17 protein-coding genes are annotated in these 16,293 nt (G+C 66.7%); 9 read left to right on the top strand and 8 right to left on the bottom strand.

Annotated elements, in window-relative coordinates:
• Window positions 1–109 precede the first annotated feature (109 nt).
• Entirely contained in the window at window positions 110–727 is a 618-nt protein-coding gene (locus QY917_RS16960) for a DUF4256 domain-containing protein (RefSeq protein WP_302078063.1), read from the top strand.
• A gap of 118 nt (window positions 728–845) precedes the next feature.
• Here QY917_RS16960 and QY917_RS16955 read toward each other — a convergent pair whose 3' ends face one another.
• Complete coding sequence (locus QY917_RS16955; RefSeq protein WP_012655633.1) at window positions 846–1,748, bottom strand: LysR family transcriptional regulator; 903 nt, start codon at window positions 1,746–1,748, stop codon at window positions 846–848.
• Window positions 1,749–1,863: 115 nt separating this feature from the next.
• On the opposite strand from QY917_RS16955, the gene QY917_RS16950 reads away from it, so the two are divergent.
• A complete protein-coding gene (locus QY917_RS16950) occupies window positions 1,864–2,499 on the top strand; it encodes an NAD(P)-dependent oxidoreductase (protein WP_123674976.1) in 636 nt (211 codons plus the stop codon).
• A gap of 168 nt (window positions 2,500–2,667) precedes the next feature.
• Here the strand turns inward: QY917_RS16950 and glmS are convergent, their stop codons facing one another.
• Entirely contained in the window at window positions 2,668–4,578 is a 1,911-nt protein-coding gene (gene glmS, locus QY917_RS16945; RefSeq protein WP_123674975.1) for a glutamine--fructose-6-phosphate transaminase (isomerizing), read from the bottom strand.
• Between the two features lie 136 nt (window positions 4,579–4,714).
• Here glmS and QY917_RS16940 point away from each other — a divergent pair, with 136 nt between their 5' ends.
• The 3 genes from QY917_RS16940 to QY917_RS16930 all read left to right on the top strand — a co-directional run bounded on the left by QY917_RS16940 (window position 4,715) and on the right by QY917_RS16930 (window position 6,671).
• Complete coding sequence (locus QY917_RS16940; protein WP_012655630.1) at window positions 4,715–5,206, top strand: Lrp/AsnC family transcriptional regulator; 492 nt, start codon at window positions 4,715–4,717, stop codon at window positions 5,204–5,206.
• 125 nt (window positions 5,207–5,331) lie between these two features.
• Window positions 5,332–6,327 (top strand): DnaJ C-terminal domain-containing protein, encoded by a 996-nt coding sequence (locus QY917_RS16935; RefSeq protein ID WP_012655629.1) that lies wholly within the window; start codon window positions 5,332–5,334, stop codon window positions 6,325–6,327.
• Between the two features lie 2 nt (window positions 6,328–6,329).
• Window positions 6,330–6,671, top strand: a complete 342-nt coding sequence (locus QY917_RS16930; protein ID WP_011804091.1) for a chaperone modulator CbpM — start codon at window positions 6,330–6,332, stop codon at window positions 6,669–6,671.
• 34 nt (window positions 6,672–6,705) lie between these two features.
• Here the strand turns inward: QY917_RS16930 and QY917_RS16925 are convergent, their stop codons facing one another.
• The 3 genes from QY917_RS16925 to QY917_RS16915 all read right to left on the bottom strand — a co-directional run bounded on the left by QY917_RS16925 (window position 6,706) and on the right by QY917_RS16915 (window position 9,471).
• A complete protein-coding gene (locus tag QY917_RS16925) occupies window positions 6,706–7,476 on the bottom strand; it encodes an ATP-binding protein (RefSeq protein WP_123674974.1) in 771 nt (256 codons plus the stop codon).
• Between the two features lie 4 nt (window positions 7,477–7,480).
• Window positions 7,481–8,911: a bifunctional UDP-N-acetylglucosamine diphosphorylase/glucosamine-1-phosphate N-acetyltransferase GlmU gene (gene glmU / locus QY917_RS16920; protein ID WP_123674973.1), complete on the bottom strand. Its 1,431-nt coding sequence runs from the start codon at window positions 8,909–8,911 to the stop codon at window positions 7,481–7,483.
• A 191-nt stretch (window positions 8,912–9,102) separates the two neighbouring features.
• The gene (locus QY917_RS16915; protein WP_238526565.1) at window positions 9,103–9,471 is read right to left on the bottom strand and encodes a DUF2917 domain-containing protein; all 369 of its coding nucleotides are present in this window, start codon (window positions 9,469–9,471) and stop codon (window positions 9,103–9,105) included.
• 223 nt (window positions 9,472–9,694) lie between these two features.
• Between QY917_RS16915 and QY917_RS16910 the strand changes: the two genes are divergently transcribed.
• Window positions 9,695–10,705, top strand: coding sequence for a LysR substrate-binding domain-containing protein (locus QY917_RS16910; RefSeq protein ID WP_011804087.1), 1,011 nt, complete (start codon window positions 9,695–9,697; stop codon window positions 10,703–10,705).
• A 251-nt stretch (window positions 10,706–10,956) separates the two neighbouring features.
• Entirely contained in the window at window positions 10,957–11,385 is a 429-nt protein-coding gene (locus QY917_RS16905) for a bacteriohemerythrin (RefSeq protein ID WP_012655624.1), read from the top strand.
• A 70-nt stretch (window positions 11,386–11,455) separates the two neighbouring features.
• Here the strand turns inward: QY917_RS16905 and tyrS are convergent, their stop codons facing one another.
• On the bottom strand, window positions 11,456–12,688 hold the full coding sequence (tyrS, locus tag QY917_RS16900; RefSeq protein ID WP_123674971.1) for a tyrosine--tRNA ligase: 1,233 nt from the start codon (window positions 12,686–12,688) through the stop codon (window positions 11,456–11,458).
• A 193-nt stretch (window positions 12,689–12,881) separates the two neighbouring features.
• Here tyrS and QY917_RS16895 point away from each other — a divergent pair, with 193 nt between their 5' ends.
• Window positions 12,882–14,246 (top strand): M23 family metallopeptidase, encoded by a 1,365-nt coding sequence (locus QY917_RS16895; RefSeq protein WP_123674970.1) that lies wholly within the window; start codon window positions 12,882–12,884, stop codon window positions 14,244–14,246.
• A 12-nt stretch (window positions 14,247–14,258) separates the two neighbouring features.
• Entirely contained in the window at window positions 14,259–15,380 is a 1,122-nt protein-coding gene (locus tag QY917_RS16890; RefSeq protein WP_123674969.1) for an anhydro-N-acetylmuramic acid kinase, read from the top strand.
• A gap of 62 nt (window positions 15,381–15,442) precedes the next feature.
• Here the strand turns inward: QY917_RS16890 and erpA are convergent, their stop codons facing one another.
• Complete coding sequence (erpA, locus tag QY917_RS16885) at window positions 15,443–15,817, bottom strand: iron-sulfur cluster insertion protein ErpA (protein WP_011804082.1); 375 nt, start codon at window positions 15,815–15,817, stop codon at window positions 15,443–15,445.
• A 60-nt stretch (window positions 15,818–15,877) separates the two neighbouring features.
• Window positions 15,878–16,276: a polymer-forming cytoskeletal protein gene (locus tag QY917_RS16880; protein ID WP_011804081.1), complete on the bottom strand. Its 399-nt coding sequence runs from the start codon at window positions 16,274–16,276 to the stop codon at window positions 15,878–15,880.
• Window positions 16,277–16,293 lie beyond the last annotated feature (17 nt).

Genomic DNA, 16,293 nt, shown 5'->3' with positions numbered 1-16,293 from the left:
CCCACCTCTGCACCGGCCCGGTGGCGTGAAACCGTGACGTCTATGCCAGCCTACTCGGGTTTGGCACCCCACAGCGCTCGCGCTCAAAAAGGTCGCTGCTGGACATGCCATGCGTCGTCGTTTGGGCCCGCTGACGATGCAACAAGCCACCACCCAGGCGCTGAAGGCGCCGTTGCCAGGAGCAGACATGAAAACAGCACAACGTGATGTCCTTGTCCAGACGCTGAAAAAGCGGTTCGAGAGCCACATGCACCGGCACCCCACCGTCGTCTGGGCCGATGTCCATGAACGCTTGAATGCCAACAAACTGAAGGCGCTGCAGGACATGGAGGCAACGGGCGGCGAGCCCGACGTCGTCGGCAGTGCCGCCGCGGACGGAACCTACCTTTTCTGCGATTGCGCGGCGGAGAGCCCGAGCGGGCGCAGGAGCCTGTGCTACGACGCACAGGCCCTGCATGCCCGCAAGCTGCACAAGCCGCAGAACAGCGCCATCGAAGCGGCCGCGGCCATGGGCGTCACCCTGCTGACAGAGGCGCAGTACCGCGCACTACAGGAGGTAGAGGATTTCGACCAGAAGACTTCGAGTTGGATTTGGACCCCGCCAGACGTGCGCGAGCGCGGTGGCGCGCTTTTTTGCGACAGGCGCTACGGCCGGGTTTTCGTGTACCACAACGGCGCCGAGTCGTACTACGCAGCGCGAGGATTCAGAACGTCGCTGAGCGTCTAGGCCGCACCACCACCCGCCGTGCTTCCTCGCCTGTGGCCGAACCCCAGGCGATCCACGCATTACTGACCACGCTGCCGGGCGTTGCCGCAGTGCCCCCACTTCTTGCCTGCGGCCTGCATCAAGCCCTCCGGAGCATTTCGCCCTTCAGAAGCTCGACGAAGGCGCGCGCCGCAGGTGCGATGGCTGTGCCGGGCGGATACACGGCATAGACGCCTCCTTTGGGCAATGTCCATTCCGGGAGCAGCCGAACCAGCGCTCCACTGCGGATGTCACTCTCCAAGTGAAGCAAACTGCCAACCGAAACGCCTGCGCCATTGAGCAGCAAGGCGCGCAAGGCAACAGCGGAATCGGTGCGCAGCTTGGGCGCCATGCGCACCGTGATGTCCTTTGTCCCGTTGGTGAATGACCATGTGAGGGGCGCCGGCAGCAAGGTCAGCGCGATCCACCGGTGATGCGCCAGGTCCTCGGGAGCCTCCGGACGCGGACAGCGGGCCAGATACTCGGGTGACGCCAGGACCGCCTGCCCAAATTCCCCCAGTTTCGCAACCCGCGCGCTTGAATTGCGCAACCACCCCACACGGATGCTCACGTCGATGCCCTCGCCAACGAGGTCTTGCACCTTGTCACTGACCACAAGTTCCAAACTGACCTCGGGATGGCGGACAGCGAACTCCGCCACCACCGGCGACATGACCTGAACGGCATATTCAACAGGCGCACTGACACGCAAGCGGCCACGCAGACCCGATCCACGCGATCCGGCGTGTTGCAGCACCTGCTCAAGCCCCTGCATGAGAGGCGCGCTTTCTTCGAACAACCGTTGCCCCGCATCGGTGAGCGTAACCGTGCGCGTCGTACGGTGGAACAGGGCCGCGCCCAGCACGTTCTCCAGACGGCGAATCTGAAGACTCACCTGCGGACGCGCAATGTGCAGACGTTCGGCGGCGGCCGTGAAGCTGCGCGCATCGGCGACGGCCAGGAAAGCGCGCAACAGGTTGAGATCGCCCACGGGGGATGGCATGATTGGTTCGAATTAGATACCAGTATTGTTCTTTTTGTCCTCTTTTTCTGACGATGCGGCAAGAGGATCATTGACCCCGCATCCCGAATCCGCGGGTCAAAGAAAGGAACATTCCATGCGTATCGCACTGATCGGCGCCACTGGCTTTATCGGCTCCGCCATCCGCCAAGAGGCGCTCTCGCGCGGTCATCACGTGACCGCCATCGTGTCCAACCCCGCAAGACTCCCCGCCGCGCAGGGCCTTGAGGTTCAGGGCGCAGATGCCCTGGATTCTCAGCAATTGCGAGCGGTTCTCCGTGGGCACGACGTCGTGATCAGCGCATTCAGTGGCCATGCCAACTCCGACGTATATGGCTATTACCTCAAAGGAATGCACTCCATCATCGATGCAGCGCGTGCCACGGGCGTCCGCCTGCTGGTCGTCGGCGGGGCGGGCAGTCTGGAGGTCGAGCCCGGCGTGCAATTGCTCGACACACCGTCGTTCCCTGAACAATGGAAAGCGACGGCCGAGGGTGCCCGAGCAGCCCTGAAACTGCTGCGCGAAACACCGGATGTGGATTGGACGGTGCTGAGCCCTCCGCCCATGATCCACCCGGGAACCCGCACCGGACAGTACCGGACCGCGAACGATGCCGTGATCATGGGCGATAGCGGGCCCAGCGACATCTCGCTGGAGGACTACGCGGTCGCCATGGTGGATGAAGCAGAGTCCGCGAAACACCGCGGCCTGCGCTTCACCGTGGCGAACTGAGAGCGAACTGAAAACGAACCGAAAGCCCCGTGCCGGTTCGCGCCCGACCCGGGCCGATCCTCTGCCCCGGCTTTCGCTGCACCAATGAAACACCGATGCCGGCGATAGGCATCGTTGGAATACCACAACCGGGCGGCGGCAACCGTCGCGCCGCCGGTGTGCTTGGCCTTACTCCACCGTGACGCTCTTGGCCAGGTTACGGGGCTTGTCCACATCCGTTCCGCGCGCGCAGGCCGTGTGGTAGGCCAGCAGTTGCAGCGGCACCACGTGCAGCAGCGGCGACAGGGCGCCGTAGTGCTCTGGCATGCGGATGACGTGCAGACCTTCGCTGCTGTCGATATGGGTATCGGCATCAGCCAACACGTAGAGTACGCCGCCACGGGCGCGCACTTCTTCCATGTTGCTCTTGAGCTTCTCCAGCAGCGCGTCGTTGGGCGCCACGGTCACCACCGGCATGCTGCTGGTGACGAGAGCCAGCGGGCCGTGCTTGAGTTCACCCGCAGGGTACGCCTCGGCGTGGATGTAGCTGATCTCCTTGAGCTTGAGGGCACCCTCCAGTGCAATGGGGTAGTGCAGTCCGCGACCCAGGAACAGGGCGTTCTCCTTCTTCGCGAAGTCCTCGGACCAGCTGATGATCTGCGGCTCCAGCGCCAGCACGGCCTGCAGTGCGGCGGGCAGGTGGCGCATGGCTTTCAGGTAGTTGCCCTCGGCCTCCTCGGTCAGGCGCCCGCGCGACTGCGCCAGCGCCAGGGTCAACAGGAACAGTCCCGCCAACTGCGCGGTGAAGGCTTTGGTCGACGCCACGCCAATCTCCACGCCGGCGCGGGTGACGTAGGCCAGCTCGCACTCGCGCACCATGGCGCTGGTGGCCACGTTGCAGATGGTGAGCGTGTGGCGCATGCCCAGGCTCTGCGCATGGCGCAGCGCGGCCAGGGTGTCGGCGGTTTCGCCGGATTGGCTGATGGTCACCACCAGCGTGCGCGGGTTGGGCACGCTGGTGCGGTAGCGGTATTCGCTGGCCACTTCCACCTGGGTGGGAATGCCCGCGATGCCCTCCAGCCAGTACTTGGCGGTGCAGCCGCTGTAGTAGCTGGTCCCGCAGGCGAGGATGAGCACGGAGTCGATCTCCTTGAACACACGCCAGGCTGCCGCGCCCGGCTGTCCGGGCTGGCCCACGCCGTCGAACAGCTCGGGCACGATGCCCTGCAGGCCGTGCAACGTGTCGGCAATGGCGCGCGGCTGTTCGAAGATTTCCTTTTGCATGTAGTGGCGATAGGGCCCCAGCTCCACCGCACCACTGTGTGCGTGCACGGTGCGCACGGGGCGGCTGCCGGCGTCCAGCGGCTGGCCATCGGCCGTGGTGATCCAGTAACGGCCCAGTTGCAGGTCCACCAGGTCGCCCTCTTCCAGGTACACGATCTGGTCGGTCACACCAGCCAGGGCCATGGCATCACTGGCCAGGAAGTGCTCACCCTCACCGACACCCAGCACCAGGGGCGAGCCCGCGCGCGCGCCCACCACGCGGTGCGGCTCGTCCTTGTGGATCACGGCGATGGCGAATGCGCCGTGCAGCCGCGCAGTCGCCGCGCGCACGGCCTGGAACAGGTCGCCGTCGTACAGGCTGTCCACCAGATGCGCGATGACTTCGGTATCGGTCTGGCTGGAGAACACGTAGCCGCGCGCCTGCAACTCGGCGCGCAACTCCTCGTGGTTCTCGATGATGCCGTTGTGCACCAGCGCGACGCGGCCGGGGCGCTCTGCCTGCGCCGGCGCGGCACCGGGTCCGTGGCTGAAGTGGGGATGGGCGTTGTGCACGACGGGGGCGCCGTGCGTGGCCCAGCGGGTGTGGGCGATGCCCGTGGCGCCTTGGAGGTGTTCATGGTTCACCTGCGCCAGCAATTCGGCCACGCGGGCAGTGCTGCGCGCACGGTGCAGGCCACCCGCGGGCATTTCGCCCAGGCTCGCCTCGTGCACGGCGACGCCGCAGGAGTCATAGCCGCGGTACTCCAGCCGCTGCAGGCCTTGCACCAGGATGGGAACGATATTGCGGGTGGATACCGCGCCGACGATGCCGCACATAAATACTGCTCCGATGAAAGAATGGGCGAGATGCTAGGCGGCCTCTCCAGAAATTTTTGATCTGTTTTTCATGGCATATGAACAAAAATTTCTTCCGTCATAATTTAAGAAATATTTCTTCATAAAGCACACTTTGATGGAATCTGATTCCTCGCTGGATGCCGTGGATTTGCAATTGCTGGACCTGCTGCAGCGCGACGCCTCCCTCAGCAACCAAGCTCTGGCAGAACAGGTACATGTCTCACCACCCACCTGCCTGCGCCGCGTGCGGCGGCTGCACACCCTGGGCCTGATCGAGCGGCAGGTGGCGCTGTTGCAGCCCGACCGCCTGGCCGCGCTGCAGGGCCACGGGCTGGCTGCGATTGTGGAGGTTGCACTGGACCGCCAGGGTGCCGAGCACCTGGACGCGTTCGAGGCCCGCGCCGTCGCCGAAGACGAGGTCCAGCAATGCTGGCGTGTCTCGCCGGGGCCGGACTTCGTGCTCATCGTGCACACGCGCGACATGCCGGGCTACCTGGCCCTGTCGCAGCGGCTATTCACGCAGGACGCCAATGTGCGCAACGTGAAGGCGTTCTTCTCGGTCCACCGTGCAAAGTTTGAAACAAAAGTACCTCTAGCGCTTATCTAGCAAGCGCCAAGAGCTATTTAATTTATAGCAATCCTGCACGACCCCTTGACCTTCCGGGACATCGACTCCACTCTGTGAACCTCAAGGCCGCGCCCACTGCGGGCCGGCCATGCATGGAGGGACGCATGGAGTTCAAGGACTACTACCAGATCCTCGGCGTGGCACGCGACGCCACTGCCGCCGACATTAAGAAGGCCTACCGCAAGCTCGCGCGCCGGTACCACCCCGACGTGAGCAAGGAGGCCGATGCCGCGGCCCGCATGGCCGAGGTGAATGAGGCCAACACCGTGTTATCGGACCCGGAGAAGCGCGCCGCCTACGACGCGCTCGGCCGCGAGGCACCGCACCGCGCGGGGCAGGACTTCCGCCCGCCGCCGAACTGGGATGCAGGGTTCGAGTTCACCGGCACGCCCGGCGCCGAGGGCATGGACGCGGCGCAGTTCAGCGACTTTTTCGAGCAGCTCTTCGGCCGCGCCGCCCGCGCCCAGCGCAGCCGGCACGCGGGCCCGTCGGCCCATGATGGAAGCGGCAGAACCTCACCACAGCGCGGGCGCGACCACCACGCCAGCATCGAGCTGGACCTGCGCGATGCCTACCTGGGCGCCGAGCGCACGCTGACGCTGCGCGGTGCGCGGCTGGACGACAGCGGCCACCTGGTCAATGAAGAACGCCAGCTGCAGGTGAACATCCCCAAGGGGGTGCGGGAGGGCCAACTCATCCGCCTGGGCGGCCAGGGCGGCCCGGGCCTGGGCGGCGCGCCCGCGGGCGACCTGTTCCTGGAGGTGCATTTCAAGCCCGACGCACGCTGGCGCGCCGAAGACCGCGACGTGTACCAGTCCGTCACCCTCGCGCCCTGGGAGGCCGAACTGGGCGGCCCCGTCGAGGTGCAGACACCCGGCGGCGCCACCGTGGAAGTGACCGTGCCGCCGCGCTGGAAACCCGGCCGCAAGCTGCGCCTGAAGGAGCGCGGCATTCCCGCCGCCACGCCCGGCGACCTGTACCTGGAACTGCACGTGGCCCTGCCCCCCGCCACCAACGAGGCCCAGCAGCAGGCCTACCGCGCGCTCGCGCAGGCCTTCCCGCAATTCCAGCCCCGCAAGCCCTCTACGCAAGGAGCCTGAGCATGCCCACGCCCCCATTTGTTGATCATGCCCTGGCCGAGCTGCTGGACGAGCAGCCCCGCCTCACGCTGGAAGACCTGGCGCGCACCTGCTGCATGGGCCCCGACTGGGTCGTGGAGCGTCTGGAGGCCGGCTTGCTGCAAGGCGAGCAGGCCGGCGGGCACTGGCGGTTCAGCAGCGCGAGCGTGGTGCGCGCGCGGCGGCTGGCACGCCTGGAATCCACTTTTGACGCCGACCCCGAGCTGGCCGCACTGACGGCAGACCTGATCGAGGAAGTGACTGCGCTGCGCCAGCGCCTGCGCGAGCTGCAGACGCGCCTGGGCCTGCCTGCGGCGATGCCTTGAGCGCGGCGGCGGGAAGCGCGGCAAGCGCAGGCCGCTACCGCGCCGCAGCCGGCCACTCCAGCGCCACCGTGCAGCCCGCACCGGGCGCCGCGGTGGCCTGGATGTGGGCGCCATGGCGCTGCGCGATCGCCTGGCACAGCGCGAGACCCGCGCCCACGCCCTCGAATTCGGCTTCGCGGTGCATGCGCTGGAACACGCCAAAGAGCTGCTGCGCGCGCGTGCCATCAAAGCCCACGCCGTTGTCCCGCACGGTGATGCGCACACCGCCCTGCGCCGCAGGCTCAGCCTGCACCTGCACACGGGGCTGCGCCACGCCGCGCGAGAACTTCACCGCATTGCCCAGCAGTTGCACCAGCAACTGGGCCAGCAGCTCGGCATCGGCCTGCACGACGGGCAGATCCGGCGCAATGTTCCATGCCGCGCCTTCGGCCGCCGCACCCAAAGCCTGCCGAGCCTCCTGCACAGCCGCGGTCAGCGCAACGGCCCGGGGCCGCAGCGCAGCGCTGCGTGCGCGGGCGATGGCCTGCAGCCCGTCGATCATCTGCGCCATGCGGCGCGCGGACTGCTCCATCGTGGCCAGGAAACCCAGCGCCTCGTCCACCTGCGGCGGCTGCTCCTGTAGTACCTCGCGCACCAGCGCGCCATAAGAGGTGACGTGGCGCAGCGGCGCGCGCAGGTCGTGCGACACACCCCGTAGAAAGTCCTCCTGCGCCGCCGCCATATCGCTGATCTGCTGGCGCGCCTGGGCCAGTTCGCTGCGCAGCTGCGCCAGCGTGTCCGCCGGTGGAATGCCCTCGCCGGTCATGGCCTCAACCCTTGACCTGTTTGGCGGGGCGCTTCCAGTTCGCGATGCTCACCTGCCGGCCACGCGCCACGCTCAACCCCCCGGGTGGCGTGTCCTTGGTGATGGTGGAGCCGCCACCCACCGTGCCGCCCGCCCCAATGGTGACGGGCGCCACCAGCACGCAGTTGCTGCCGATGTGCACGTCGGCCTCGATCACCGTGCGGTGCTTGTTGGCACCGTCGTAATTGGCGGTGATGCTGCCGGCGCCGTAGTTCACGCGCTCGCCCACGCTGGCGTCGCCCAGGTAGGCCAGGTGGTTGGCCTTGGCGCCGTCGGCCAGCGTGCTGTTCTTCACCTCCACGAAGTTGCCAATGTGCACCTCACGCCCCAGTTGCGCGCCGGGCCGCAGGCGCGCGAAGGGACCAATCAGTGCGCCTTCGCCCACATGGGCGCCGGTCTTCTCGCCATCGATGTGGGTAAAGGGGTGGACCACAGCGCCCGCGGCGATGGTGGCGTTGCTGATGTGGCAATAGGCGCCGATGCGCGCACCCTCGCCCAGTTCCACGCGGCCGGTGAAGATGCAGCCCACGTCGATCTCCACATCCTGCGCACAGAGGATTTCGCCGCGCGCGCCGCTGCGCGCATCGTCGCGCAGGTCAAAGCGCGCGGGGTCGGCCAGGCGAATGCCCTGCTCCATGAGTGCCGCGGCCTGGGCGCGCTGGTGCGCGCGCTCCAGCTCGGCCAGTTGCGCGGGGCTGTTCACGCCCGCCACCTGCAGCGCATCGCCAATGCAGTGGGCCGCCACGGGCACGCCGTCCGCCACAGCCATGGACACGATGTCGGTCAGGTAGTACTCGCCCTGCGCGTTGTCGTTGGTCAGACGCGCCAGCCAGCCCGCCAGGCGCTGCGCGGGCACGGCCATGATGCCGCTGTAGACCTCGTCGATGGCGCGCTCGGCATCGTTTGCATCCTTGTGCTCCACGATGCGCTGCACCGTTCCGCCCTCGCCGCGCACGATGCGGCCGTACCCTGTGGGATCGGGCAGGCGCACGGTGAGCAGCGCAAGGCGCTCGCCCGCCCCGGCCTCGACCAGCGCGCGCAGCGTCGCGGCCTGGGTCAACGGCACGTCGCCCGACAACACCACCACCGTGCCATCGCCCGCAAGCGCGGGCGTGGCCTGCTGCACCGCGTGGCCCGTGCCCAACTGCGGCTCCTGGCGCACGAATTTCAAGTCAAAAGTGCCTCCAGCGCCCGCCAATCCTGCGCAAGCAGCTTCTACTTCTGTAGCGCCATGGCCCGTTACCACCACCACGCGGCGCGCCTGCAGGCTGGCGGCCTGGCCCAGCACATGGTGCAGCAGGGGCCGGCCGGCCAGGCGTTGCAAGACCTTGGGAATGCGGCTTTTCATGCGCGTGCCCTTGCCCGCGGCCATGATGATGATGTCCAGTGCTGTCATGAAGGTGTGGAGAGTGGAAGGTCGTCGTGTCCTGCCAGCCCAGGCCGGCAGCCCTCCGCCATTATCCCGCCGCCCATGCGCAGCCCCTCTGCGGCGCGGCTGCACCACCGCCTCTGATCGCTCCTAAAAAAATAGCTGCTAGCACCCGTCATTCGGGCGCTAGCAGCCAGTTTGATGCGATAGCCGGACGGTCAGGCGCGGCAGACATCGCCCCGGGGGGCGGCGTGCTGCGGTGACGGTGCGCGCACCGCGGCGGCGCTGCGCCACTGGAACTGCAGCGGCTCGCGGCCCATCGGCTCGACCACGGCGTGCTGGCCGGAGGCCACGCACACGCTCTGGCCCGCGTGCAGCATGAGGTCCCCCGAATCCTCGCGCCAGCCATGGGGGCCGTCGCTCAAGGTCACCCAGGCCAGGCCGCTGACCACGCGCAGTTGCATCGGCGCGCGGGGGTGCAGGCTGCGCGCCGCGCCCTGAGGAATGGTGCACAGTTCCGGTCCGGCAACGCCGGCGGGAACGCTGGAGGCTTGCGAATGCAGAACTTGCGAGGTGGTCACGGTCATCTCCTGGTAAACCCTTTGAAGTGACGCCAGTGTGCGACTGCGACCCGGGCACCGTCCAATGAAAACGGAAGGCCTCATCAATTACGGAACGGCATCAATCACGGTATCACCCCATGCCCCGGGGGACGGCAACCGCCAGCGATGCTCCCGCTGCCTGAGCAGCCTGCTGCGCGATCGATGAAAAAGCGCTAGCATTTTGATTCCCAATGGTCATCAATCTGCCATGAACTCCCCCCTCTTGCCCGCCAGCGCTCCTCCCATCGCGCATCTGCGCACCCGGCCCGTGGCCGTAGGCCATTGGCGCGCATTTCTGGCCGTGGCGCGGCATTTGAACTTCCGCGCCGCGGCCGAGGAACTGGCCCTGACCCAGTCGGCGGTGAGCCGCCAGATCCAGGCGCTGGAGGACGAAGTGGGCGTGCCCCTGTTTCTGCGCCACACACGCGCCGTGGAGCTCACCAGCGCCGGCGGCCAGCTGCAGCGCGCCGTGGCGCCCGCGCTGGAGCGCATGGACGCGGCCGTGCGCCTGGTGCGCCAGACGGCGGGGCGCAAGAGCGTGGCCATCACCACCTGGGCCAGCTTTGCGTCCATGTGGCTGATCCCGCGCATGGAGGAATTCCAGCGCGACAACCCCGACATCGACATCCGCATCGACGCAACCGACACCATCGTGGACCTGGAGACGGCCGACGTGGACCTGGCCCTGCGCTCCAGCGTGCCCGGCACGCAGGCCGCGGGCGCGCAGCGGCTGTTTGGCGAGCAACTGGCGGTGGTGGCCAGCCCCTGGCTCCTCAACAGCATGCCGCCCATCCGCACGCCGGCCGACGTGGCGCAGTTCACGCTCATCGAGGCAGGCGACGCGCACCGCATGCCCTATTTCGAGTGGATCACCTGGCGGCGCTGGTTCGAACTGCACGGCCTGGGGCGGCTGCAGCCCAAGCGCTGGCTGTACTTCAACTACGCGCAGCAGATCGTGCAGGCCGCGCTGGCCGGACAGGGTCTGGCGCTGGCGCGCATGCCGCTGATCGCGGAAAGCCTCGCCTCGGGCGACCTGCAGGAGGTGCTGCCGGGCCACCGGCTGGACTCTCCGCTGGTGTACTGGCTGGTCGTCGGCCCGCGCAGCGGCCAACGCCCCGAAATCCAGGCGTTCAGCGCCTGGCTGCTGCTGCAGGCCGAAGCCACGCGCCAAGCCGTCGGCGAAGTGCCGGACACGGATCTGAACGACGACATCTCCTGAGCGCGGCACGGTCGCTCCTCTATTTATAGCGGTTAGCGCCCGATGGGCGGGCGCGCTTGGCTTTTTTTGCTCAGGAATGCGTGGCAAACCGCTCACGCAGCCGGGCGCTTCGTCTGACGAAGATCAAGGCCCATGTAAATCCATGCGGATGGCATGGTCTTCCCCTATGGGTTGTCACGCAAAGGTCTGCGACCGTCGGCAGGCTATGCCCCGCCCCCGACAACACGAATAGACAAAAGAGAAGACCCTGTATGCCTTTCATGCCCTGGACCGCGGAACTGGAGCTTGGCCTGCCCGAAATCGACGACCAGCACCGTCAACTGGTCGCGCTGACCAACGCCCTGCACGATGAACTGAGCGCGGCGAGCCCGCGCCGCAGCGCCGTGGGCGAAATTTTGGAAGGCCTGGTGGACTACACGCACAACCACTTCATCGTGGAGGAGGTGCTGTTCCAGCAGCACGACTACGCCGAGACTCCCGCCCATAAGGCCGAGCATGACGGCTTCACGCGCAAGGCCATGGATCTGCTGACGCGCTTTGACGGCGGGCAGGAGGTCACGCTGGAGGCGCTGGAATTCCTCAAGCAATGGCTGGTGCACCACATCTGCAAGGTGGACCGCGCCTACCTGCCTTTCATGCGCGAGGCGCTGCAGGCGCAACGCACAGCCGCCCTGGCCTGAAAGGGCATGAAAAAAGCCACTGCGCGGAGTGGCTTGGCAAAGCGGGAGCGCGGTCGCGCCCCGCCGGGCGTCAGGCCAGGGTGACGCGCGCGAACTTGCGCTTGCCGACCTGCACCACGTAGCTGCCCGCTTCCAGCTTCAGGCCCTTGTCGCTGACCACGCCGCCGTCCACGCGCACGCCGCCGCCGTCGATGAGGCGGTTGGCCTCGCTGGTCGAGGGCGCAAGGTTGGCCTGCTTGAGCAGCGCACCGATGCCCAGGGGCGCGCCCGCCAGGCGGACTTCGGGAATGTCGTCGGGGATGCCGCCCTTGCTGCGGTTGACGAAATCCTGCTCGGCCGCGTCGGCCAGCGCGGCGCTGTGAAAGCGCGCGGTGATCTCCTTGGCCAGCATCACCTTGGCATCCTTGGGATTGCGGCCTGCCGCCACCTCGGCCTTGAGCGCGGCGATTTCGTCCAGGCTCTTGAACGACAGCAGCGTGTACCAGTCCCACATCAGGGTGTCCGAGATGGAGAGCACCTTGGCGAACATGGAGTTGGCGTCCTCCGTGATGCCGATGTAGTTGTTCTTGGACTTGGACATCTTGTCCACGCCATCCAGCCCCACCAGCAGCGGCATGGTGAGCACACACTGCGGCTCCTGCCCCCATTCTTGCTGCAGATGGCGTCCCATGAGCAGGTTGAACTTCTGGTCGGTGCCGCCCAGCTCCAGGTCGCTCCTGAGCGCTACCGAGTCATAGCCCTGTAGCAGTGGGTAGAGGAACTCGTGCAGGCTGATAGAGCTGCCGTCGGTGAAGCGCTGGTGGAAATCGTTGCGCTCCATCATGCGTGCCACGGTGTACTTGGCCGACAGCTGAATCATGCCGCGCGCGCCCAACTGGTCGCACCACTCGCTGTTGTAGCGGATCTCGGTGCGTGCAGGGTCCAGCACCTTGGCCGCTTGGGTGTAGTAGGTTTCGGCGTTGACCTTGATCTGCTCGGCCGTCAGGGGCGGGCGCGTGCTGTTGCGGCCCGATGGGTCGCCGATCAGCGTGGTGAAGTCGCCGATCAGGAAGATGACCTGGTGGCCCAGGTCCTGCAATTGGCGCATCTTGTTGAGCACCACCGTATGGCCCAGGTGGATGTCCGGCGCCGTGGGGTCCAGCCCGAGCTTGATGCGCAGCGGCTGGCCCGTGGCCTCCGAACGCGCCAGTTTCTGGGTCCATTCTTCTTGGGGCAGAAGCTCGTCGACCCCGCGCAGGGAGACTTCAAGCGCCCGTCCTACACCATCGGTCACCGGGAATGTTGTAACAGCAGATTGATTCATAAGGGTTTTTTGGGGTGCCGCCAGGGCCCCAACGACTATACTTCCGGGCACTTTCCAGCCGTGGATTCTAGTGGGCCACCCGTACGCCCGGCGTTCGCTCCCTTCCACAGCACTACGACATTGACAGTGCCTCCCGCCCTTTAAGACCCCTGGCCCGGGGCCTGGAAGCACACAGACGCCTGGGGTAAGACTCTTGAACAACGGCTTGACGACCGCCTGCCTGGTATTGCTCAACCAACTGAAGCAGTCCGTTCAGAAACATCCAAAACGCATCACTGCCGCCGTGGCCACCCTGCTGCTCACCGGCGGCGGCGGTGCCTTCGCAGTGGCTTCGTTCGCTCCCGACCCGGCCGACCTGCCCGTGCGCACCGTCACCCAGGCTGTGCAGTCGCTGGCGGCAGACGAACCGCTATCGTCGCTGGTGGACATCCCGCAGTACGCGCTGTACCGCTCCGACGTCACCCGCAGCGCCGATACCGCCGAGAGCATCCTGCAGCGTCTGGGCGTGGCAGACCCCGCGGCTTCGGCCTTCCTGCGCAGTGACGCCAACGTGCGGCAGAACCTGCTGGGACGCACCGGCCGCTCGATGTCCGCCGAGACCACCGACGACCACCGCCTCACCCGCCTGACGGCGCGCTGGGCCCCCGACGACAGCGGGAGCTTCAAGCGCCTGGTGGTCGAGCGCCAGCAGGACGGCAGCTTCGCCTCGCGCATCGAGACGGCGCCGCTGACGGTGGGCAGCCGCCTGGCGGGCGGCGTCATCCGCAGCTCGCTGTTTGCGGCAACGGATGCCGCCAACATTCCCGACGCCGTCGCCGTGCAGCTGGCAGAGGTGTTCTCCGGTGACATCGACTTCCGCCGCGCCCTGCGCAAGGAAGACCGCTTCTCGGTGGTGTATGAAACCCTGGAGGCAGATGGCGAGCCCCTGCGCAGCGGCCGCGTGCTGAGCGCCGAGTTCCACAATGGCGACAAGACCCACAGCGCCGTCTGGTTCCAGGAGCCGGGAGCCACCAAGGGCTCGTACTACACGCTGGACGGCGAGAGCATGCGCCGCGCCTACCTGTCGTCGCCGGTCGAGTTCTCCCGCGTCTCCAGCGGCTTTGCGATGCGGTTCCACCCCATCCACAAGACCTGGCGCGCGCACCTGGGTACCGATTTCGCGGCACCGACCGGTACTTCCGTACGCACGGTAGGCGACGGCGTGGTGGATTTCGCCGGCGTGCAGAACGGCTACGGCAACGTGGTGTACATCAAGCACCGCAACCAGCACGTCACCGTCTACGCGCACCTGAGCCGCATCGACGTGCGCAAGGGCGAAAGCGTAGAGCAGGGCCAGAAGATTGGCGCCGTGGGCTCCACCGGCTGGGCCACGGGGCCGCACCTGCACTTCGAATTCCGCGTCGCGGGCGAGCACAAGGACCCGATGGTTATTGCGCGCCAGAGCGAGGCAGCCCAGCCGGTCTCGGCCGCCGCACGTCCGGCATTCGACCGCCTGGCCGGCAACATGCGCGTGCAGCTGTCCTCCGCCGCACAGATTCTGCAAGCCAGCGCCGAGTAACGCCCTTCGCCCATGGATACGCCGCCACGGTGGTTCATCGGGCTGATGTCGGGCACGTCGCTGGACGGCGTGGATGGTGTGCTCGCGAATTTTTCAGGCCAAAAATGCGCTGTAGCCCAGCATGCATCAGCGCCACTAGCTCCTGATTTAAGAGCAGAACTCCTCGCTCTCAACACCACCGGCCACGACGAACTGCACCGCGCGGCGCTCGCCGCGAATGCGCTGGCGCGTACCTATGCGAAGGTAGTCCACCGTCTGCTGGACCAAGCGGGCCTCACGGCGGCCGCAGTGCAGGCCCTGGGCGCGCATGGGCAGACGGTGCGCCACCGGCCGCAGGCGTTCGATGGCACGGGCTACACGCTGCAACTCAACCAGCCCGCCTTGCTCGCTGAAATCACCGGCATCACCGTCGTGGCCGACTTCCGCAGCCGGGACGTGGCGGCGGGCGGCCAGGGCGCGCCGCTGGTGCCCGCCTTCCACCGCGGCGTGTTCGGCCAAGCCGGACGCACCGTGGCGGTGCTGAACCTGGGGGGCATTTCCAACCTGAGTATCCTGCGGGCCGACGGGACCACCGTGGGGTTTGACTGCGGCCCGGCCAACGCCCTTATGGATCACTGGTGCGAGCGGCAAACGGGGCAGCCCTACGACCACGAAGGCGCCTGGGCACGCAGCGGCCATGTCCTGCCCGCCCTGCTGGAGGCGATGCTGGACGAGCCATTCCTCGCCCTTGCGCCCCCCAAGAGCACGGGGCGTGACCTGTTCCATCCGCAATGGCTGGCCACACGTCTTGCGGCCAGCGCTGTGGGCGCCGCGCCCCAGGATGTCCAGGCCACCCTTGCCGAATACACGGCCCTTACGTGCGTCCAGGCGCTGTCACGGCACGCACGGGACTGCGGGCTGTTGATCGTCTGCGGCGGCGGGGCACTGAACCGCTATCTGATGGAGCGCCTACAGCAATTGGCGCCGACGGTTCGCGTCGAAAGCTCGGATCACCACGGGCTGCCTCCCCTGCAGGTCGAAGCGGCTGCCTTCGCGTGGCTGGCGCATCAATGCGTCAGCGGCCAGACAGCCAGCTTGCCCGCGGTCACGGGCGCCCGCGGGGAGCGCATCCTCGGCGCCATCTACCCCGCCTGAGCAACCTACCACGCAGCCATAAAAAAGCCGCCCGTAGGCGGCGGATTCTCATGGGCTGTGCGTCAGTGGTCTTCCACGGAGAAGCTGGAGCCGCAGCCGCATGTCGAAGCGGCATTCGGGTTCTTGATGACGAACTGCGCACCCTGCAGGTCTTCCTTGTAGTCGATCTCTGCACCTACCAGGTATTGGTAGCTCATGGCATCGATGAGCAGTGACACACCGTTCTTGGTCATGGTGGTGTCGTCTTCGTTCGTGATTTCATCAAATGTGAAACCATACTGGAAGCCCGAGCATCCCCCGCCCTGCACGAAGACCCGCAGCTTGAGGTCAGGATTGCCTTCTTCGGCAATCAACTCGGCCACCTTGGCGGCGGCGCTGTCGGTGAAAAGGATGGGGGCGGGCATCTCGGTCGTGGTGTTCTCGGCAACGGCGCTCATGAAGGGCTCCTTGGGTCAGTCTTTGTTTCGATGGTAAGGCATAGCCCCCCAGCGCTCCGTTCACTGTGCGTTTGACGCCAGTTTCAGTGTGGGCTTTTCTTCCAGCAGCAGCGGCGCGGCCGGGCAGAGCTGCCCGGCAATCACCGCGCCCTGGTGCATTTCAAGGGCCTTGTAATGCACGTTACCGGTGATCCGCGCCTTGGGTTGTACCTCCAGCAGCTCCGTGGCATGTACGGGCCCCTCCACCGTTCCGTTGACGATGACATGGGCGGCATGCACCGCACCTTCCACCTTTGCCGATTCGGACACCACCACAATGCTGGGTTCAGCCGAAGACCGCAGGTCGCCGATCACTTCGCCATCCACCCGCAATCCGTCAGCGAACAGCACATCGCCCTGCACGCGCGTTCCTTGCGCAATCAGGCTCTTGATCGGGGGTGGCTTCTTGCGCGAAAACATGTGGTATTCCCTCGGGG

This window comes from Diaphorobacter sp. C33 (genome assembly GCF_030503915.1).
In the GTDB taxonomy this organism is placed as follows: Bacteria; Pseudomonadota; Gammaproteobacteria; order Burkholderiales; family Burkholderiaceae_C; genus Diaphorobacter; species Diaphorobacter nitroreducens.
This window is presented reverse-complemented; position numbering and strand designations above follow the sequence as displayed.